This is a genomic window from Streptomyces sp. TRM68416 (genome assembly GCF_014596915.1).
GTDB lineage: Bacteria > Actinomycetota > Actinomycetes > Streptomycetales > Streptomycetaceae > Streptomyces.
In genome coordinates this window covers 44199-61270 of sequence record NZ_JACVWU010000012.1, presented here as the reverse complement: position 1 = coordinate 61270, position 17072 = coordinate 44199, and the positions used below count along the sequence as shown (strand labels likewise).

12 protein-coding genes are annotated in these 17072 nt (G+C 74.0%); 4 read left to right on the top strand and 8 right to left on the bottom strand.

What is annotated here, in order from left to right:
* Positions 1–25: 25 nt before the first annotated feature.
* From cydD to ICC28_RS20135, 3 genes are all read left to right on the top strand, one after another.
* Positions 26–3610: a thiol reductant ABC exporter subunit CydD gene (gene cydD / locus ICC28_RS20145; RefSeq protein WP_188290027.1), complete on the top strand. Its 3585-nt coding sequence runs from the start codon at positions 26–28 to the stop codon at positions 3608–3610.
* Between the two features lie 134 nt (positions 3611–3744).
* On the top strand, positions 3745–5484 hold the full coding sequence (locus tag ICC28_RS20140) for a GAF domain-containing protein (RefSeq protein ID WP_188290026.1): 1740 nt from the start codon (positions 3745–3747) through the stop codon (positions 5482–5484).
* Positions 5485–5656: 172 nt separating this feature from the next.
* Positions 5657–6715 carry a M23 family metallopeptidase gene (locus tag ICC28_RS20135; protein WP_188290025.1) on the top strand — a complete coding sequence of 353 codons (1059 nt, stop codon included), beginning with the start codon at positions 5657–5659 and terminating at the stop codon, positions 6713–6715.
* 22 nt (positions 6716–6737) lie between these two features.
* Here the strand turns inward: ICC28_RS20135 and ICC28_RS20130 are convergent, their stop codons facing one another.
* The 8 genes from ICC28_RS20130 to ICC28_RS20095 form a co-directional block, all read right to left on the bottom strand.
* Positions 6738–7607: a Cof-type HAD-IIB family hydrolase gene (locus ICC28_RS20130; RefSeq protein ID WP_282702835.1), complete on the bottom strand. Its 870-nt coding sequence runs from the start codon at positions 7605–7607 to the stop codon at positions 6738–6740.
* A gap of 349 nt (positions 7608–7956) precedes the next feature.
* Entirely contained in the window at positions 7957–9171 is a 1215-nt protein-coding gene (locus tag ICC28_RS20125) for a beta-ketoacyl-[acyl-carrier-protein] synthase family protein (protein ID WP_188290023.1), read from the bottom strand.
* Complete coding sequence (locus ICC28_RS20120; RefSeq protein WP_188290022.1) at positions 9168–9437, bottom strand: acyl carrier protein; 270 nt, start codon at positions 9435–9437, stop codon at positions 9168–9170. Before ICC28_RS20120 ends, ICC28_RS20125 begins: the two co-directional genes overlap by 4 nt.
* Complete coding sequence (locus tag ICC28_RS20115; protein ID WP_188290021.1) at positions 9410–10543, bottom strand: beta-ketoacyl-ACP synthase 3; 1134 nt, start codon at positions 10541–10543, stop codon at positions 9410–9412. The genes ICC28_RS20120 and ICC28_RS20115 overlap by 28 nt, the downstream gene beginning before the upstream one ends.
* Positions 10540–11382: an SDR family NAD(P)-dependent oxidoreductase gene (locus tag ICC28_RS20110; RefSeq protein WP_188290020.1), complete on the bottom strand. Its 843-nt coding sequence runs from the start codon at positions 11380–11382 to the stop codon at positions 10540–10542. Before ICC28_RS20110 ends, ICC28_RS20115 begins: the two co-directional genes overlap by 4 nt.
* Entirely contained in the window at positions 11379–12470 is a 1092-nt protein-coding gene (locus ICC28_RS20105; RefSeq protein WP_188290019.1) for a 3-oxoacyl-ACP synthase III family protein, read from the bottom strand. Before ICC28_RS20105 ends, ICC28_RS20110 begins: the two co-directional genes overlap by 4 nt.
* Positions 12467–14326: an acyl-CoA dehydrogenase gene (locus tag ICC28_RS20100; RefSeq protein ID WP_188290018.1), complete on the bottom strand. Its 1860-nt coding sequence runs from the start codon at positions 14324–14326 to the stop codon at positions 12467–12469. The genes ICC28_RS20105 and ICC28_RS20100 overlap by 4 nt, the downstream gene beginning before the upstream one ends.
* Before the next feature lie 29 nt (positions 14327–14355).
* Positions 14356–15339, bottom strand: coding sequence for an acyltransferase domain-containing protein (locus tag ICC28_RS20095; RefSeq protein WP_188290017.1), 984 nt, complete (start codon positions 15337–15339; stop codon positions 14356–14358).
* Positions 15340–15559: 220 nt separating this feature from the next.
* Here ICC28_RS20095 and ICC28_RS20090 point away from each other — a divergent pair, with 220 nt between their 5' ends.
* Entirely contained in the window at positions 15560–17002 is a 1443-nt protein-coding gene (locus ICC28_RS20090) for a hypothetical protein (protein WP_317454050.1), read from the top strand.
* The last annotated feature ends 70 nt before the right edge of the window (positions 17003–17072 follow it).

The window sequence follows — 17072 nt, the reverse complement described above, 5'->3', positions numbered from 1 at the left end:
CCTTTGAGAAGAGGGTGTGTTTCACGTGAAACCGATCGACCCGCGTCTGCTCCGGTACGCCCGTGCCACCCGCCTGTTCATGGTGGCGGTCGTCGGCCTGGGTGTCGTCGGAGCGGCGCTGGTCATCGCTCAGGCGATGCTCATCGCCGAGGTGGTGGTCGGCGCCTTCCAGCACGGGCTGTCGGTCGGTGAACTGCGCACTCCCCTGCTGTTGTTGGCGGCCGTCGCCTGCGGGCGCGCGCTGGTCTCCTGGCTCACCGAGCTCGCCGCCCACCGGGCGAGCGCCGCGGTGAAGTCGGAGCTGCGCGGGCGCCTGCTGGAGCGCGCGGTCGCGCTCGGCCCCGGGTGGCTCGGCGGACAGCGGACCGGCTCGCTGGTCGCCCTCGCGACCCGTGGAGTCGACGCGCTCGACGACTACTTCTCCCGCTATCTGCCGCAGTTGGGGCTCGCGGTGGTCGTGCCGGTGGCGGTGCTGGCCCGGATCGTCACCGAGGACTGGGTCTCGGCGGCCATCATCGTCGGCACGCTCCCCCTCATTCCGGTCTTCATGATGCTGATCGGCTGGGCCACGCAGTCCCGGATGGACCGTCAGTGGCGGCTGCTGTCCCGGCTGTCCGGCCACTTCCTGGATGTCGTCGCCGGGCTGCCCACGCTGAAGGTGTTCGGACGGGCCAAGGCCCAGGCCGAGTCGATCCGGCGGATCACCGACGACTACCGGCGGGCGACGATGCGCACCCTGCGGATCGCCTTCCTGTCCTCCTTCGCACTGGAACTGCTGGCGACGATCTCGGTCGCGCTGGTCGCCGTGACCATCGGCATGCGTCTCGTCCACGGCGAGATGGACCTGTACATCGGCCTCGTCATCCTGGTGCTCGCGCCCGAGGCCTATCTGCCGCTGCGCCAGGTGGGCGCGCAGTACCACGCGGCGGCGGAGGGGCTCGCGGCGGCGGAGGAGATCTTCGAGGTGCTGGAGACGCCGGTGCCGGTCTCGGGAACCGCGCCGGTGCCCTCCGGTTCCGTCGCCTTCGAAGGCGTGACGGTCCGCTATCCGGGCCGGTCCGGGGATGCCGTGTCGGAGGTGTCCTTCGCCGTCGAGGCCGGGGAGACGGTCGCGCTCGTGGGGCCGAGCGGTGCGGGCAAGTCCACGCTGCTCAACGTGCTGCTGGGCTTTGTGCGGCCCACCGAGGGCAAGGTACGCGTCGGCGGCACCGATCTGGCGGAGCTGGACCTGGAGCAGTGGCGGTCGCGGATCGCATGGGTGCCGCAGCGGCCCCAGCTGTTCGCCGGGACGATCGCCGAGAACGTACGGCTGGCGCGTCCCGACGCGGATGACGCCGCCGTGCTGCGGGCGCTGGAGGAGGCCGGGGCGCGGGAGTTCGTGGCCGGGCTGCCCCAGGGGGCCGACACCGTGCTCGGCGAGGACGGCGCCGGACTCTCCGCCGGGCAGCGGCAACGGCTCGCACTGGCCCGGGCGTTCCTCGCGGACCGTCCGGTGCTGCTGCTCGACGAGCCCACGGCCGCGCTGGACGGGGAGACCGAGGCGGAGGTCGTGGCGGCGGTCGGCCGCCTCGCGGTGGGACGGACGGTCCTGCTGGTGGTGCACCGGCCCGCACTGCTGGGGATCGCGGACCGGGTGGTGCGGCTGGCGGAGCCCGCGGCACCCGACCTGGTGACCACCGTCGCCGCCAAGGCGTCTGCCGCGCATGCGATCGAGGGCGCCGGACGTCCCGTCGCCGAGGACGCCGAACTCCCCGTCGCCGAGGACGCCGGTCGCCTCGTCGCCGAGGACGCCGGACGCCCCGTCGTTGACGGCGCCGAACTCCCCGCCGTCGAGGCGGAGACAGCGCCCCCGGCAGCCGCAGGCGGCGTACTCGCCCGTGTCCGCGCCCTGTCCGGCGCCCGCCGCGGCAGGCTCGCCCTCGCCCTGCTGCTCGGAAGCCTCGCCCTCGGCAGTGCCGTCGGCCTGATGGCCACCTCGGGGTGGCTCATCTCGCGGGCCTCGCAGCAGCCGCCCGTGCTGTACCTGATGGTGGCCGTGACGGCGACGCGCGCCTTCGGCATCGGGCGGGCCGTCTTCCGGTACGGCGAGCGGCTGGTGTCGCACGACGCCGTGCTGCGGATGCTCGCCGACACCCGGGTCGCCGTGTACCGCCGACTGGAGCGGCTGGCCCCCGCCGGACTGCGCACGACCCGCCGGGGGGACCTGCTGTCGCGGCTTGTCTCCGACGTGGACGCCCTCCAGGACTACTGGCTGCGCTGGCTGCTGCCCGCCGGTGCCGCCGCCGTGGTGTCCGCCGCCTCCGTCGGCTTCACCGCCTGGCTGCTGCCGGAGGCCGGCGCCGTGCTCGCCGTCGGTCTGCTGGCGGCCGGCGTCGGCGTCCCGCTGCTCACCGGTGCCGTGGCCCGGCGTGCCGAGCGCCGGCTGGCCCCCGCCCGCGGGGTGCTGGCGACGCGCGTGACCGACCTGCTCACCGGAACCGCGGAGCTGACGGTCGCCGGCGCCCTGCCCGCCCGTACCGCCGAGGCACGGCGGGCCGACGGGACGCTCACCCGGATCGCCTCGCGGGCCGCCGGTGCCACCGCGCTCGGGGACGGGCTCACCGCACTGGTCTCCGGACTGACCGTCGCCCTCGCCGCCCTCGTGGGCGCCCAGGGCGTCGCCGACGGGCGGCTGAGCGGGGTGGCGATGGCCGTCGTGGTGCTCACCCCGCTGGCCGCCTTCGAGGCGGTCCTCGGGCTGCCGCTCGCCGTGCAGTACCGGCAGCGGGTGCGCAGGAGCGCCGAGCGCGTGTACGAGGTGCTGGACGCGCCCGAGCCGGTGCGGGAGCCGGAGCGGCCCCGGCAGGCGCCCGTGTCGCCGTTCCCCGTCGCGCTCAAGGGGCTGACCGCACGGCACGCGGGGCAGGACCGGGACGCGCTCGCCGGTGTGGACCTGACCCTGGAGGAGGGCCGCCGGATCGCCGTGGTCGGACCGTCCGGGTCGGGCAAGACGACGCTGGCCCAGACGCTGCTGCGGTTCCTGGACGCCGACACGGGCTCGTACACGCTGGGCGGCGTGGACGCGGCCGCCGTGGACGGCGACGACGTACGGCGGCTGGTCGGCCTGTGCGCCCAGGACGCGCACCTCTTCGACAGCTCGGTGCGGGAGAACCTGCTCCTCGCCAAGAAGGACGCCACCGAGGACGAACTGCGCGACGCGTTGCGCCGCGCCCGGCTGCTGGACTGGGCCGAGGGCCTGCCCGACGGTCTGGACACGCTGGTCGGCGAGCACGGGGCACGGCTCTCCGGCGGCCAGCGGCAGCGGCTGGCGCTGGCCCGTGCGCTGCTCGCCGACTTCCCCGTGCTGGTGCTCGACGAACCGGCCGAGCACCTCGACCTGCCCACGGCCGACGCGCTCACCGCCGATCTGCTGGCGGCCACCGAGGGCCGTACGACGCTGCTCATCACCCATCGGCTGGCCGGTCTTGAGGCCGTGGACGAGGTGGTCGTGCTGGACGAGGGACGGGTGGTGCAGCGGGGCGGATACGCGGAGCTGGCGGCGGTCGAGGGGCTGTTGCGGGCGATGGTGGAGCGGGAGGAGGAGGTGGATCTGCTCGTCGCGGCGGGCTGAGTGCTCCGCTCAGGTGCCCGGTGCCCGGTGCCCGGTGCCCGGTGCCCGGTGGCCGGTGCGTGTCGGTCGGCGTCCTCGACCCGGCCGTCCTGCCTCGACTTTCCGTGGCAAATGGGACTAATTAGGCTCAGCTCATGCCTGACGTACCGTCCTCCGGCCCTTCGCTCCCTCCTCCCGGCCTGCCGGACGAGTCGGGCGGGTCGGCCGAGCCGGTGGCGCGGCTGTCGCGGTTGCTGGCGGCGATGCGGTCCGTCGGCAGCGGTCTTGAGCTGCACTCCACGCTCGACCGGATCTGCGAGACCGCGGCCTCGCTGACGGACGCCCGGTACGCGGCCATCGGCGTCCTGGACGAGGACGGCGACGGTCTGGCCGACTTCGTCTTCCACGGGGTCGACGCGGCGACCGCCCGCCGGATCGGGCGGCTCCCCGACGGCCACAAGGGGCTGTTGGGCGCGCTCATCCTTCCCCGGACTCACGCGCGTTCGACCGGGGAAACCCCCACCCCACAGCCGCTCAGACTCGCGAACCTGACGGAGGATCCGCGCTCGTGCGGCTTCCCGGAGCACCATCCGCGGATGCGCACGTTCCTCGGCGTACCCATCCGCGTCCAGGGGGAGGTCTTCGGAAACCTGTACCTGACCGAGAAGCGCGACGGGGAGCGGTTCGACGACGACGACCTCAACACGGTCCGGGTGCTCGCCACCGAGGCCGGGATCGCCATCGGCAACGCCCGCCTGTACGAGGCCGCCCAGCAGCGTGAGCGCTGGATCGACGGGTCCGTGGCGGTGACCACCGCGCTGCTGTCGGGCGGGGATGCCGACGACGCCCTTCAGGTGGTCGCCGAGCAGGCGCGCAGACTGTCGGGCTCGGCCGTCGGCCTCGTACTGCTTCCCGCGGACGAGGGCGGTCTTGAGATCGCCGCCGTGGCCGCCGACCGGCCGACCGGCACGCTCGGGACGGTCGTCCCGCCCGACAGCGAGATCGTGGCCGAACTCCTCGCCGGACAGGCGGTCTTCCTGGACGACGCGGGCGCCGACCCGCGGATCACGAGCGAACTCGCCCGCGGCTACGGGCCGATCATGATGCTGCCGCTGCAGAGCGACGGCCGGGTCCTGGGCAGCCTGGTGACGCCCCGCGTGCGGGGGGAGCGTCCGTTCACGGAGACCGAGCGCACCCTCGCCCTCCAGTTCGCCTCGCAGGCCGCGCTCGCGCTGATGATGGCCGAGGCGCAACGCGACCGGGAACGGCTCGCGGTCTACGAGGACCGCGACCGCATCGCCCGGGACCTGCACGATCTCGTCATCCAACGGCTGTTCGCGACCGGGATGATGCTGGAGAGCGCACAGCGCCGGTCGGTCGTGCCCGAGGTGCAGGAGGGCGTCGGCAAAGCGGTCGACGAACTCGACGTCACCATCCAGGAGATCCGCACCGCGATCTTCGCCCTGCAGCAGGGGCCCGCCGAGGTCCCGTCCGGGCTGCGCACCCGAGTGCTGCGCGAGATCAACACGGCCGCGGTGCCGCTCGGGTTCAAGCCCTCCTACCGCTTCCTCGGCCCCGTGGACACCCTGGTCGGCGAGCTCACCGGCAAGAACCTCATCGCCGCCCTGCGCGAGGCCCTGTCCAACGCCTTCCGGCACGCGGAGGCTACGCGGATCGACGTCGTCGTCGACGCCACCGCGACCCTTCCCGACGGCCGCCCCGGCGTCCGGCTGACCGTCGCCGACGACGGCATCGGCATCCCCGACGGCGGCCGACGCAGCGGTCTGAAGAACCTCGAACGCCGTGCCGAGTCGCTAGGCGGCGAGAGTTGGCACGGCCCCGGCATCGGCGACGGCGGCGGCGGTACGACGGTGGTGTGGCAGGCGCCGCACTGAGGCACCCACCGCGCTGAGACACGCACCGTTCTGAGGCACCCACCGCACTGAGACACGCACCGCACTGAGGCACCCACCGCTCACCCGCCTCTCGTCCGTCCGGAGCAACCGTTCCCCCGGCCGTACGACGTGAACAGGACGTGCCGTCCCGGCGCGCGACAGGATCGCTGACATGCGCTCATCCCGCCGTCACCCGCTGCTCGTTCCGGCGCTGCTGTGCGCGTTCGCCGTGCTCGCGGCCCGCCCGACCGACGCCGCGGACACCGGAGCCGACTCCGGAGCCGACTCCGGGCTCAGTGCGCAGGTGGCGCGGCTGTACGAGGACGCGGCCGTGGCGACGCAGCAGTACGAGGCGGGGCTGCGGGAGGCGGCGGAGCAGCGGACCCGCGCGCGGCGGCTGGAGACGCTCCTCGACCGCGAGCGGGGGGAGATCGCCGCCCTGCACGAGGACCTCGGCCGGATCGCGCGCGCCCAGTACCGCGATGGCGGCGGAATGCCGATCACCGCGCAGATCATCCTCGCGCAGAGCCCGGACGAGCTGATGCGGGGTCAGCACGTCTTCTCCCGGACGAACCTGGCGGTCGACAACGCCGTCGAGAAGAGTCGGCGGGCCGAGGCGCGGCTCGCCGCGGACGAGGAGAAGGCCGCGTCGGCGTGGCGGGAACTGGACCGGCGCAACACCGAACTCGCCGTGTTGAAGAAGGGCATCGAGGACAAGCTCGAAGAGGCCCGCGAGCAGTTGCAGGACCGGGCCGACGCCTCCGTGGCCGCGGGCGCGTGCCGTGGTGCCGTACGGCTGGACCAGCCGCGGACGCGCTTCACGCAACCCTGGGTCGCGCCGCTGGAGACGTACGAGCTGTCCGCGGGATACGGCAGCGGCGGGGCGCGGTGGGCGAACCGGCACACCGGACAGGACTTCGCGGTGCCGATCGGCACGCCGGTGCGGGCGGTCGGCGCGGGACGCGTAGCGCGGGTGTCCTGCGGGGGCCCCTTCGGCATCGAAGTCGTGGTGGAGCACGCGGGCGGCTACTACACGCAGTACGCCCACCTCGCCGCCGTCGCCGTCGACCAGGGGGAACGGGTGAGCCCCGGGCAGTGGCTCGGCCAGTCGGGCACCAGCGGCAACTCCACCGGCCCGCACCTGCACTTCGAGGTGCGGGTCACCCCGGAGACGGGGTCGGCGGTGGACCCGGGCCCCTGGCTGACGTCCCGGGGCGTACCCCTTGGTTAGGGCCTGACCCCCGGGCGGAACCTCAGCGCCGCTCCGCCAGCAGCCGCTCGATCACGACCGCCACGCCGTCGTCGTTGTTGGCGACCGTGTGCCCCGAGGCGGCGGCGAGTACGTCGGGGTGGGCGTTGCCCATGGCGTACGACCGGCCGGCCCAGGTCAGCATCTCGACGTCGTTCGGCATGTCCCCGAAGGCGACGACCTCCTCGTGCGAGATGCCGCGCTCGGCGCAGCACAGGGCGAGGGTGCTGGCCTTGGAGACGCCGGGTCCGCTGATCTCCAGCAGGGCGCTGGGGCTGGAACGGGTGACGTTGGCGCGGTCGCCCAGGGCGAGGCGGGCCAGGGTGAGGAAGGCGTCCGGGTCGAGGTCGGGGTGGTAGGCGAGGATCTTCAGCACCGGCTCACCGGCACCGGGCGCGTCCGGCGCCAGGAGGTGCTCGGCCGGGGCGAGCGCGTCGGGTATCTCCATGTGCAGCTTCGGGTAGTCCGGCTCCTGGTAGAAGCCGTACGTCTGCTCGACCGCGTAGAGCGTGCCCGGCGCCGCTTCCCGCAGCAGCCGTACGGCGTCCAGCGCGTTCTCCCGGGCCAGCTCGCGCACCTTCACGAACCGGTGGGTGCCGGGACCGCCGTGCAGGTCGACCACGGCGGCGCCGTTGCCGCAGATCGCCAGGCCGTGGCCGTGGACGTGCTCGCTGACGACATCCATCCAGCGGGCCGGCCGGCCGGTCACGAAGAAGACCTCGATCCCCGCCTCCTCGGCGGCGGCGAGGGCCGCGACGGTGCGCGGTGACACCGACTTGTCGTCCCGCAGCAAGGTGCCGTCGAGGTCGGTGGCGATCAGCCGCGGCGGGAGGGCGGCGGCCGGGGTCTCGGGCTGTCGAGTAGCTGACGTCACCCCACCATCCTCCCGCATATGCCCGCACGGCCGTGCGGGAGTCCGCACATGTGAGTAGCGCATTGCGGCCTGCGCGAGGCACTCGAGGGGAACGGCCGGGACGAGCCGGGCCGGGAGGAAGTGCGGATACGGCCGCTGTGCGCCACTCAGGCGCCGCAGAGCGGAAGGACAACGGCGACCGCCACACCGTCGGCGACCTGGTCAATCGAGGCCTCGGGCAGCGTGCCCCGGTCGGGGAGGGCGCCGCAGCGCCCCGGCCGCGCCCGGACTCAGTCGGTGATCTCGATCGCGAAGGCGTCCCGCACCCCGCCCCGGCCGGCGTCGGTGGGGGCCGGCGGTGCCCTGCTGGTCAGGGCGCCGCGAAGGCCAGGACCGTGTTGTGTCCGCCGAAGCCCAGGGAGTGGCTGAGGGCCAGACGCACGGGTTGGGAGCGGCCGGCCGCGGTCACGACGTCGATGCCGGTGGTGGTGTCGTCGGGTGCGGTGAAGTTGGCGGTGGGCGGCACGGTGCCGTGGGCGACGGTCAGTACCGTGAGGGCGGCCTCGACGGCACCCGCGGCCCCCATGGTGTGTCCCAGGGTTCCCTTGGCGGACGTGACCGATGGCGGTCGGCGGTGGTAGAGCTCGCGGATCGTGGTGGCTTCCACGGCGTCGTTGAGCGCGGTGCCGGTGCCGTGGGCGTTGATGTGGTCGACGTCGTCGGGACCGGCGCCCGTCCCGGCCAGGGCGGCCGTGGTCGCGGCGCGCAGCCCTGCCCCTTCGGGGTGCGGTGCCGTGGGGTGGTGAGCGTCGCTGGTACTGCCGTGGCCGGCGAGAAGGGCCAGCGGGCGGATCGCGCGGGCGGTGGCGTGCCGCCCGCGTTCCAGGACGAGCATCCCGCACCCCTCGCCGAGGACGAAGCCGTCGCGGTCCTTGTCGAAGGGGCGTGAGGCGCCGGCGGGATCGTGGTTCCGCTGGGACAGGGCACCCATCTTGGCGAAGGCGGCGGCGCACAGCGGGGTGACCATGGCGTCGGTGCCGCCCGCGAGGGCGATGTCGCAGGCCCCGGACCGCAGGAGCAGACAGGCGGTGATGAGGGCGGTGGCCCCCGAGGCGCAGGCGGTGGAGGTCTGCAGCGAAGGGCCGGTGACGCCGAGTTCGAGGGCGAGATGGCCGGCGGTCATGTTGGGGAGGAACGCGGGCAGCGTCATGGGCGAGACGACGCCGGGGCCGGTGGTGAGCAGTTTGCGGTGCTGGGTTTCGAGGGTGCCGATGCCGCCCGCGGCGGTGCCCACGACCACGGCCACGCGTGCGGGATCCCATGCGCCGGGGTGCAGACGGGCCGTGTCGAGGGCTTCCCGGGCGGCGGTGAGCAGGAAGCGGGTGCCGGGGTCGAAGCGCCAGAGCCGTCCCGGTCCGGGTGCCAGGGGCGGTACCCGGCAGGACATGGTCACCGGGCCGCCGCCGAGGGTGGGGTCGGACTGTGCGGTGGGGCTGCCCGCGCACACGGCTTTCCAGGTGGGTTCGGTTCCGACACCGGCGGGTGTCACCAGGCCGATGCCGGTGACGGCGATCGTGTCACTCACTGCACGGCCTCGCGCCCGGACGCGGATGCCGGTTCGTCCAGAAGCGCGGTCACCGACCGGGCCACCTCGGCGACGGTGAGATCGGCACGGGCGGCGGAGTCGTCGAGCGGGATACTCCACTCCTCCTGGAGCGTGACGTACAACTCCACCACGGCGAGGGAGTCCAGTTCCAGGTCGTCGAGGGTGGCTTCGGGGCCGATGCGTTCGGGGGCGACCTCGAACTTGTCGGTGAGGAGGGTCACGAGGCGGTCGTAGACGCGGTCCACGGGTGGCTCCTTGAGAGGTCGGGCGTGCACAGGGGGGTGGTGTCCAGGCCGGCGGGCGGTGCTTCGGACCGGGGGACGGCGGCGGGCCAGTTCAGCGCGACGGAGGCCCAGGTCAGTCCACCGCCGAAGGCGGTCAGCAGGGACCGCGCGCCGGGTGCGACGGTCTGGTGGACGGCGGGGTCGGCCAGGACCAGGGGGATGGAGGCGGCGGCCGTGTTGCCGAGTTCGGCGATGTTGCCGAACCGGTGGGCGGGCGCGATGCCCAGGCGGTCGGCCACCGAGTCCAGGATGCGCTGGTTGGCCTGGTGGCCGACGAAGGCCCGGACGGTGTCCGGCGCCCAGTCGGCCCGGCGCAGGACGTCGCCCGCGGACTGGGTCATCCGGCGGACCGCGTGGGCGTAGACCGCGCGGCCCCGCATGTGGAAGTAGCGGGCGGCCGGTTCGGGTGGCGGCAGATGGTGCGGATGGCGGGATCCGCCGTAGGGGACGGTGATGAGGTCGCTGCCGCCGCCGTCGGCTCCGAGGTCGACGGCGGTGACGGCTCCTGGTTCGTCCGGGGTGCCCTGCCGCACCAGGACGGCTCCGGCGCCGTCGCCGAAGATCGGCGCGGTCTCCCGGTCCGCGGGATCGACGATGGTGGTGTAGGTGTCGGCGGCGATCACCAGGACCGCCGAGCAGGTGGCGCTGCGCACGAGGGCCGCCGCCGTGGCGAGCGCGTACAGGAAACCGGAGCAGACGGCGGAGATGTCGAACGCGGGGATGGTCCCCAGCCCCAGCCGGTGGGCGACCGCGGGCGCGGTGGCGGGGCAGGGGTGGTCGGGTGTGCTGGTGGCCAGCAGGAGCATCTCGGCACGGGTGTCTCCGGCGGAGGCGAGCGCCGCCCGGCCCGCGCCGACGGCCAGGTCGCCGGTGCTGGTGCCGGGGTCGGCGTGACGGCGCAGTGCGATGCCCGTGCGGTCGCGGATCCAGGTGTCGTCCGTGCGCAGGGCCCCGCGCGCGACGACCGTGTCGTTGTCGACCACGCGCGGCGGGAGACAGGCTCCGATTCCGGTGATGACAGCGGCGGTGGGAGCCGGGTGCGCGGAGGTCCTCTCGTGGGTGTTCATGCGGCGGCGAACGGCGAGGGGGGCTTGGGGTGGCCGGCCAGGCCGCCGTCGGGTACGGCCAGGCCGCCGTCGACGACGAGCGCGTGCCCGGTCACGAACGACGAGGCCGGGGAGGCGAGGAAGAGCGTGGCGCCGACCACTTCGTCCACGGTGGCCCACCGGCCGAGCGGGACATGACTGGTGAGCCAGTCCGAGAGCGGGCCGGCCGCGCTGGCGAAGGCGGTCATGTCCGTGCGGGTCCAGCCGGGGCACAGGGCGTTGACGCGGATGCCCTGACGCGCCCAGCCGACCGCGAGGCTGCGGGCGAGGGAGAGCTGGGCCGCCTTGGTGGCGGCGTACGCCTCCATCATGGGGGTGCCGACGAGTCCGGCGACGGAGGACATCAGGACCAGGCTGGCGCGGCCGGAGCCGGCCAGGTGGGGGTGGGCGGCCCGGCACAGGGCGGCGGTGGCGTTGAGGTTGACGGTGACGACGGTGTCCCAGTCCTGCTGGCGGGCGTGCTGGAGCGGTGTCAGCAGAGGGCTGCCGTCCTCGGCCGTCGGGAGGGTGCCCGCGTTGTGGACGACGACGTCCAGCCCGCCCAGCGCGGCGGCCGCCGCCTCGGCGAGGTCGGCCGCGACGCCCGGCTCGGCGAGGTCCCCTTCGAGGGCCACGGCCTTGCGGCCCCGGTCCTCCACGGCCCGTACGGTGTCGTCGAGGGCGGGCAGCGTCCGGGCGGTCACCGCCAGATCGCAGCCGGCGTCGGCCAGGGCCTCGGCGACGGCTTTGCCGATGCCCCGGGAGGCGCCGGTCACCAGCGCGCGTGCGCCGTCCAGGCGGAACAGGTCCATGGCGTTCATCGAGGGACTCCTTCGGGTTCGGGCCGCCGCGCGGTGCGGGTTCCGGTGGCGGATGCGGGTACGGCGGTCGTCTGCGGGGTGAGGGCGGGTGCGCCGCTCCAGGTGAGGAGCGCGCTGCCCCAGGTCATGCCGGCGCCGAAGACAGCCAGGAGGACGCGGTCGCCGGGCCGCAGCCGCCGACGGGCCGCGGCGTGGGCGAGGGCGTACGGCGTGCTGGCGGCACCGATGTTGCCGACCTCGTCGCCGACGACGACCAGACGGTCGGCCGGGATGCCGAGGTCGGCGCCGATACGTCGCAGCAGTACGGGATTGGGCTGGTGGGCGACGAAGCAGTCGACGTCCTGGATGCCCAGCCCGCCGCGGTCGAGGGCGTCGGTGATGAGTCGGGGGAAGACGTCGGTGATGAACCGGCTGATGGTGCGGCCGTCCATGCGGATGCAGTGACCGTGGCCGGCGAGTGTGGCCGCGCTGGCCGGGAGGCGGCTGCCGCCCGCCGGGATCAGGACGCGGTCGGCGAGGGCGCCGTCGGAGCCGAGGCTGAACCGCGTGAACCCCTGGGAGTCGGGCACCGGCCCGAGGACGGCGGCGGCGGCTCCGTCGGCGAACAGGACGGCGGTGCCCCGGTCGGCCGGGTCGAGGAACTTCGAGTACGCCTCGACGCCCACCACCGCCGCGTACCGGATCTCCTCGGTGCCCCGCAGCCAGTCGTGCGCCACCTTGGCCGCGAACAGCCAGCCCGAGCAGGCGGCGCTGACGTCGAGGGCGACCGCGCGGGAGGCGCCCACCAGGGTCTGGATCCGGCAGGCGGTCGACGGGCCGAGTTCGTCCGGGGTCGAGGTGCCGCAGACCAGCAGGCCGATGTCGGCGACGTCGATGCCGGCCGCCTCGGCCGCCGACCGGACCGCGTGCGCCGCCAGATCGGAGGCCGCCTCGTCCGGGCCGGCCACATGGCGTTTGAGGACCCCGGTGCGCTCACCGATCCACTCCGCCGTCACGCCGGCGGCCTCGGCGACCTCGGCGTTGGTGCGCACCGTGGGCGGCAGATGGGTGCCCATGCCGAGCACTCCTATACGGCGTTCGCCCGTCATTCCGTACCTCCTCGGGTCCAGGTGAGCGTGGCCCGCAGCGCGGTGTCGTGGTCGGCGGCGGCCAGAGGGGCGGTCGCGATGTCCGCGGGATGGGCGAACGCCTCGACCAGCAACGGCAGGTGGGGCGCGACCGCGTCGCACAGTTCGTCGGCGACCTCGGGCAGCCGGCGGACATCCGCCGGGTGGAGCGTTCCGTGGGCGAGCAGTGAGCCGGACCAGCGGCGGGCGGCCATGACACCGTGCAGGGCGGCCAACGGCCGCAGCGCCTGTGCCAGGTCGTGATCGCGTATCCCGTCCAGGGTCCGGATCACGTCGTCGGCCATGAGCGCGTTCGCGTAGACCTCGCCGAGCAGGCCGACGTCCTCCAGCAGCGGGTTCCAGGCGTCGAACGGGGCGCTCGGGTCCGTGGCGCGCAGTTGCTCCGACAGGTGCCGGGTCAGACGTTCCCGATGCCGACGGACGATCGCGGGCCACCAGTGCGGGGACGCGGCCGGTGGCGGAGACGGCGTGTCCCCCGGTGCCGGTCCGCCTTCTTCGGTGAGGGAGCGGCCGATGTCGTAGAAGATGAGCTGGCTGTCCCCGCCGGCCGCGTCGAAGGCGTGGTGGAAGCCGTGGTAGGCCGTCAGGCGGTTCACGTCCAGGTACCCGGAGAAGCCGCAGCGGCGCCGGCAGTCGGCCGTGACCTCGGCGGCCAGCCGGACCGCCGCGGCCTTGTACGCGGCCAGCGGGCGGCTGACGGCGGCCCACGGGGTGAACCCCATCTCCCCCGCACGGCCGCCGGCGGGGGCCGCGGGGACCGACAGGGACTCCGTCCACACGGTGCGTGCCCCGCCGGCGGCGCACGTCAGGGCGAACGCGTCGGCCAGCGCCCCCAGTACGGCGCGCTGCTGCGTCCGGTACGCGAGCAACGGGACGCCGGGAGCCAGTCGCCCCTGAGTGCGGCGCTGCCGGGCGTAGTTGACGGCCTGTACGGCCGCCTGGCGTGTGGTCGCTGCCGCGACCGCGGGCATGATCGCCCACAGCCCCTGCCCCACGCGCAGGGTGCGTTGCAGGCGTCGCTCGCCCGATCCGGCCGGGTCGTGGAACGTGCCGTCGCCCGCGATGCCCGCACCGTCGGCGAGCCAGCCGGCGTACGGCACCCGTACCCGGTGGAAGCGGACCAGGACGTAGTCGAGGGGAAGCGCTCCCAGCCCGAGCGGAGAGGAGACCTCGACGCCGGGCAGCAGTCCGTCGTCACCGGTCAGGTCGACCACGAACGCGAAGACCCCGCGGTCCGTGCCGTCCGTGAACACGCGCGCGAGCACCACGGCCGTCTGCGGCACGTCCAGGGTTCCGGCGCTGCCGAACTTGGCGGCCTGTGGGTCCGGTGTGTGCAGGACGAACTCGCCGGTGGCCGGGTCGTGGTCCGCGCGCGTCCGCGTCGCGAGGTGGCTGTTGGCCTGGCCGGCCTCGGTGATCAGGTAGACACCCTTGGCCCGGCCCTTGCGCAGTGCCTCCATGCGCGGTCCCAGGTGTTCGCCCCGTCCGTCGGCGAGTTGGACGACGGACCCCAGACAGAGCAGGTGGTGGACCAGGGCGGCCAGGCACAGGGACGGGTCGGCGACGGCGGCCCAGGCATGGACGGCGGCCAGTCGCGCCGGGTCGTCGAGGAGCCGGTCCGCCGCAGGCAGCGTCTCGCCCAGCAGCCGCAGGCGGTGCAGCAGTTGTCCGCCGCCGTCGCCGGCCTTCGCGGCATGAGGGCCGTGGTCGTCGGCGAGCGCCTTGTGCAGTGCGGAGAGGAAGGAGGGGTCACAGGTCCCGTGGAGGAGCCGGTGCATCTCGTCACGGGTGGCCACGGGCAGGGACGCGAGGAGCATCGCTGGTTCTCCAGGTCGGGGAGCGGGGGTCACCAGGGGAAGTCGGGTTCCGCGAGAGGCGCGTGGACGGGCGGGGCGCTGTCCGTGGACAGCACCCTGCGGGCGCTGGTGGCCAGGGCGTGGCCCGTGCCCGCTTCGAAGAGGACGTCCGGACGGTGCCGGGCCGCCTGGTACAGGACGGTGGGTACGTGGGCGGACCGCACCAGGCAGTCGGCCAGGCGCCGTGCCAGGTCGTCGTCCGGGCGGTAGCGGCGCCCGGCCACGGCGGAGTACACGGGGAAGCGGGCCGTGGACCAGGTGCGGGCACGCAGCGACGCGGCGAACACCTCGGACTGGGAGGCGAGCGAGGGGTGGTGGGAGGAGAACGGCAGGCGCAGCCGTGCGGCGGCCACGTCCGCGTCCGCGGCCGTCTTCTCCACCCGGACCAGGTCCGGCACCGGGCCCGCGACCACCACCGACCGGTCGTCGTTGACCACCGCCACCACCGCGTCCACCGCCCCGGCCCGTTCCAGCAGACGACGGACGGACTCCTCCGAGCAGGACAGCAGGGTCAGCCCGCCGGGGCAGGAGGCGAGGACGAGTGCGAGGTCATGGGCCGCGCGTGCGCCGTCGTGGACGGTGAGGACTCCGGCGGCGGTGAGCGCGGCGATCTCGCCGAAGCTCACCCCGACGACGGCCGACGGCGCTCCCCGGGCGGCGCACAACGCCTGGTGCACCGCCACCGAGGCGCCGAACAGCGCGAGTTGGGGAACACCCGTGGCCGCCTGGGCCAGATCCCGTCCACTGGGCGGACTCGGCCCCAGCAGCCACGGACCGAGCGGCGGCAGGCCCCGCTCGACCGCGATGTCGTCGACCTCCCGGAAGACCTGACGGACGGCGGACAGCACGCCGTCGTCGGCGCGGGCACCGCGTACCAGCGAGCTGACGGAGAAGTCCCCCTGTCCTGGGAACAGGTGGACGGAACGCCGCCGGTCGGACGGACGAGTCGGTCTATGCGTGGGGCTGGTGTGCATCTCACCCTCCCGATCGGACAGGTCAGCTGTGCACAAGGGGCGTACGGCTGCATGGTGTGCTCGACCGGTGCGCACTGTGCACGGCCGCCAACGAAGCCACACCCTGAGCCTGCCGGACCGAAAGCGCTTCCAGCGCCTATGCGGGAGGCAAACCTGTTGAACACGTGCGGGTGTTGAACGTCCGCACTGACGGACGGCCGAGCGGGACAGGAAGAGGAGCGTGCGATCGCCCCGTACACCGAACCAGGCCCTGCGTCTCCTTCTGGCCGAGGCCGGGTGGACCGGCGCCCACCTGGCACGCCAGGTCAACTCGCTGGGCGCCGCCCAGGGAACCCCGCGCCACTACGACCGCACCACGGTCGCCCACTGGCTGGCCGGCAGCCGCCCACGGCCACCCGTCCCCGACCTCGTCGCGGAAGCCCTCTCCCGGCGTCTCGGCAGACCCGTCCGAGCGGAGGACACTGGGCTGCTCGGCCCCGGACGACGCGACCGCGGCGTCGAGACACCGCCGGGCGAAGGGAGTGCCGTGGAACACCTCGACCGGATACTGCGCGACACCGACCGGCGCAGCGTCGCCCTCGCCGGCGCCTACTCACTCGCGGCGCTGGCCGTATCGCACGGGCCTTTGTCCGGTACGAGGCCGCACACCTCCGCAGCCGACCCGCCGACCCGCGTCGGCACGGCCCACGTGACCTCCGCCGGCGAACTGCTCGCCCTCTTCTCCCGGTCCGACGCCTCCTTCGGCGCCGGACCGGTACGCGAACCGCTGCGCCAGTACCTCTCGACCACGCTGCTCCCCTGGCTCAGGTGCGACATGAAACCCGCCGTCCGACGCGAGCTGTTCTCGGTGGCCGCTCAGCTCACCTACCTGTGCGCGTTCACCCACTTCGACATGAACCGCCATGCCGCCGCGCAACGCCTCTACCTCACCAGCGTCGAACTGGCCCGTGAGGCGGGCGACCCGGTCGGCCACGCGCTCGGCCTGCGCGGGCTGAGTGTGCAGGCCCACGCCCTGGGGCACTTCGCCGAAGCCCGGCACCTGGCCGAGGCCGCCGTACGCATCGGCGCACGTCACGTTCCACCACACCAGCAGGCTTTCTTGCTGGGGCAGTTGGCCGTCACCGAGGCGGGGGTCGGTGACGCCCGGTCCACTCGCCTGCTGGCCGCGGCCGAACGCTGCCTGGAAAGGTGGTCGAGCGGCGTCTCACCCGTCGGTGTCTTCCATCACGGCTCCCTGGCCCTTCAGCACGCTGCCGTGGCCAGGAGCATGAAGGACAACCGCGCGGCGGCCCGGGCGCTCGATCTGTCCCTGCGATGCCGTCCGGCCGACGAACGTCGCTCCCGCGCCCTCGGCCTCGCCGAACTGGCAGAGGTCCAGCTGGCGGCCGGCCACCTCGACCAGGCATGCCTGACCTGGCACGAGTTCCTCGATGCGCACCCCCACATACACAGTGCCCGTGCCGACGACCGGCTGCGGGCCCTGACCTGCGGGCTTCGGCCCAACGCCGCACACCCCGCCGCCGCGGCACTCCTCGCGCGAACACGCGCGATGCGCCTCGGCGCCCGTCGTGACAGCGGCAGGGCGCGCCGTCCCGGACACGTTCCCCGAGAGACCCGCGCAGGGCGCGGCTCCCCTCCGCCCGGGACTGCCCCGGCAGAGTGAAATAGGGAACTCCAGGTAGAAAGAGGGCGATTCGGGCCGGTTGGATGGTGGTGCGCCCCTCTCCGCGCCC

Coding starts and splice junctions, on each gene's coding strand:
- ICC28_RS20115 (WP_188290021.1), bottom strand. CDS start 10,543: ATGAACACCCACGAGAGGACCTCCGCGCACCCGGCTCCCACCGCCGCT.
- ICC28_RS20100 (WP_188290018.1), bottom strand. CDS start 14,326: ATGCTCCTCGCGTCCCTGCCCGTGGCCACCCGTGACGAGATGCACCGG.
- ICC28_RS20135 (WP_188290025.1), top strand. CDS start 5,657: ATGCGCTCATCCCGCCGTCACCCGCTGCTCGTTCCGGCGCTGCTGTGC.
- ICC28_RS20140 (WP_188290026.1), top strand. CDS start 3,745: ATGCCTGACGTACCGTCCTCCGGCCCTTCGCTCCCTCCTCCCGGCCTG.
- ICC28_RS20095 (WP_188290017.1), bottom strand. CDS start 15,339: ATGCACACCAGCCCCACGCATAGACCGACTCGTCCGTCCGACCGGCGG.
- ICC28_RS20105 (WP_188290019.1), bottom strand. CDS start 12,470: ATGACGGGCGAACGCCGTATAGGAGTGCTCGGCATGGGCACCCATCTG.
- ICC28_RS20110 (WP_188290020.1), bottom strand. CDS start 11,382: ATGAACGCCATGGACCTGTTCCGCCTGGACGGCGCACGCGCGCTGGTG.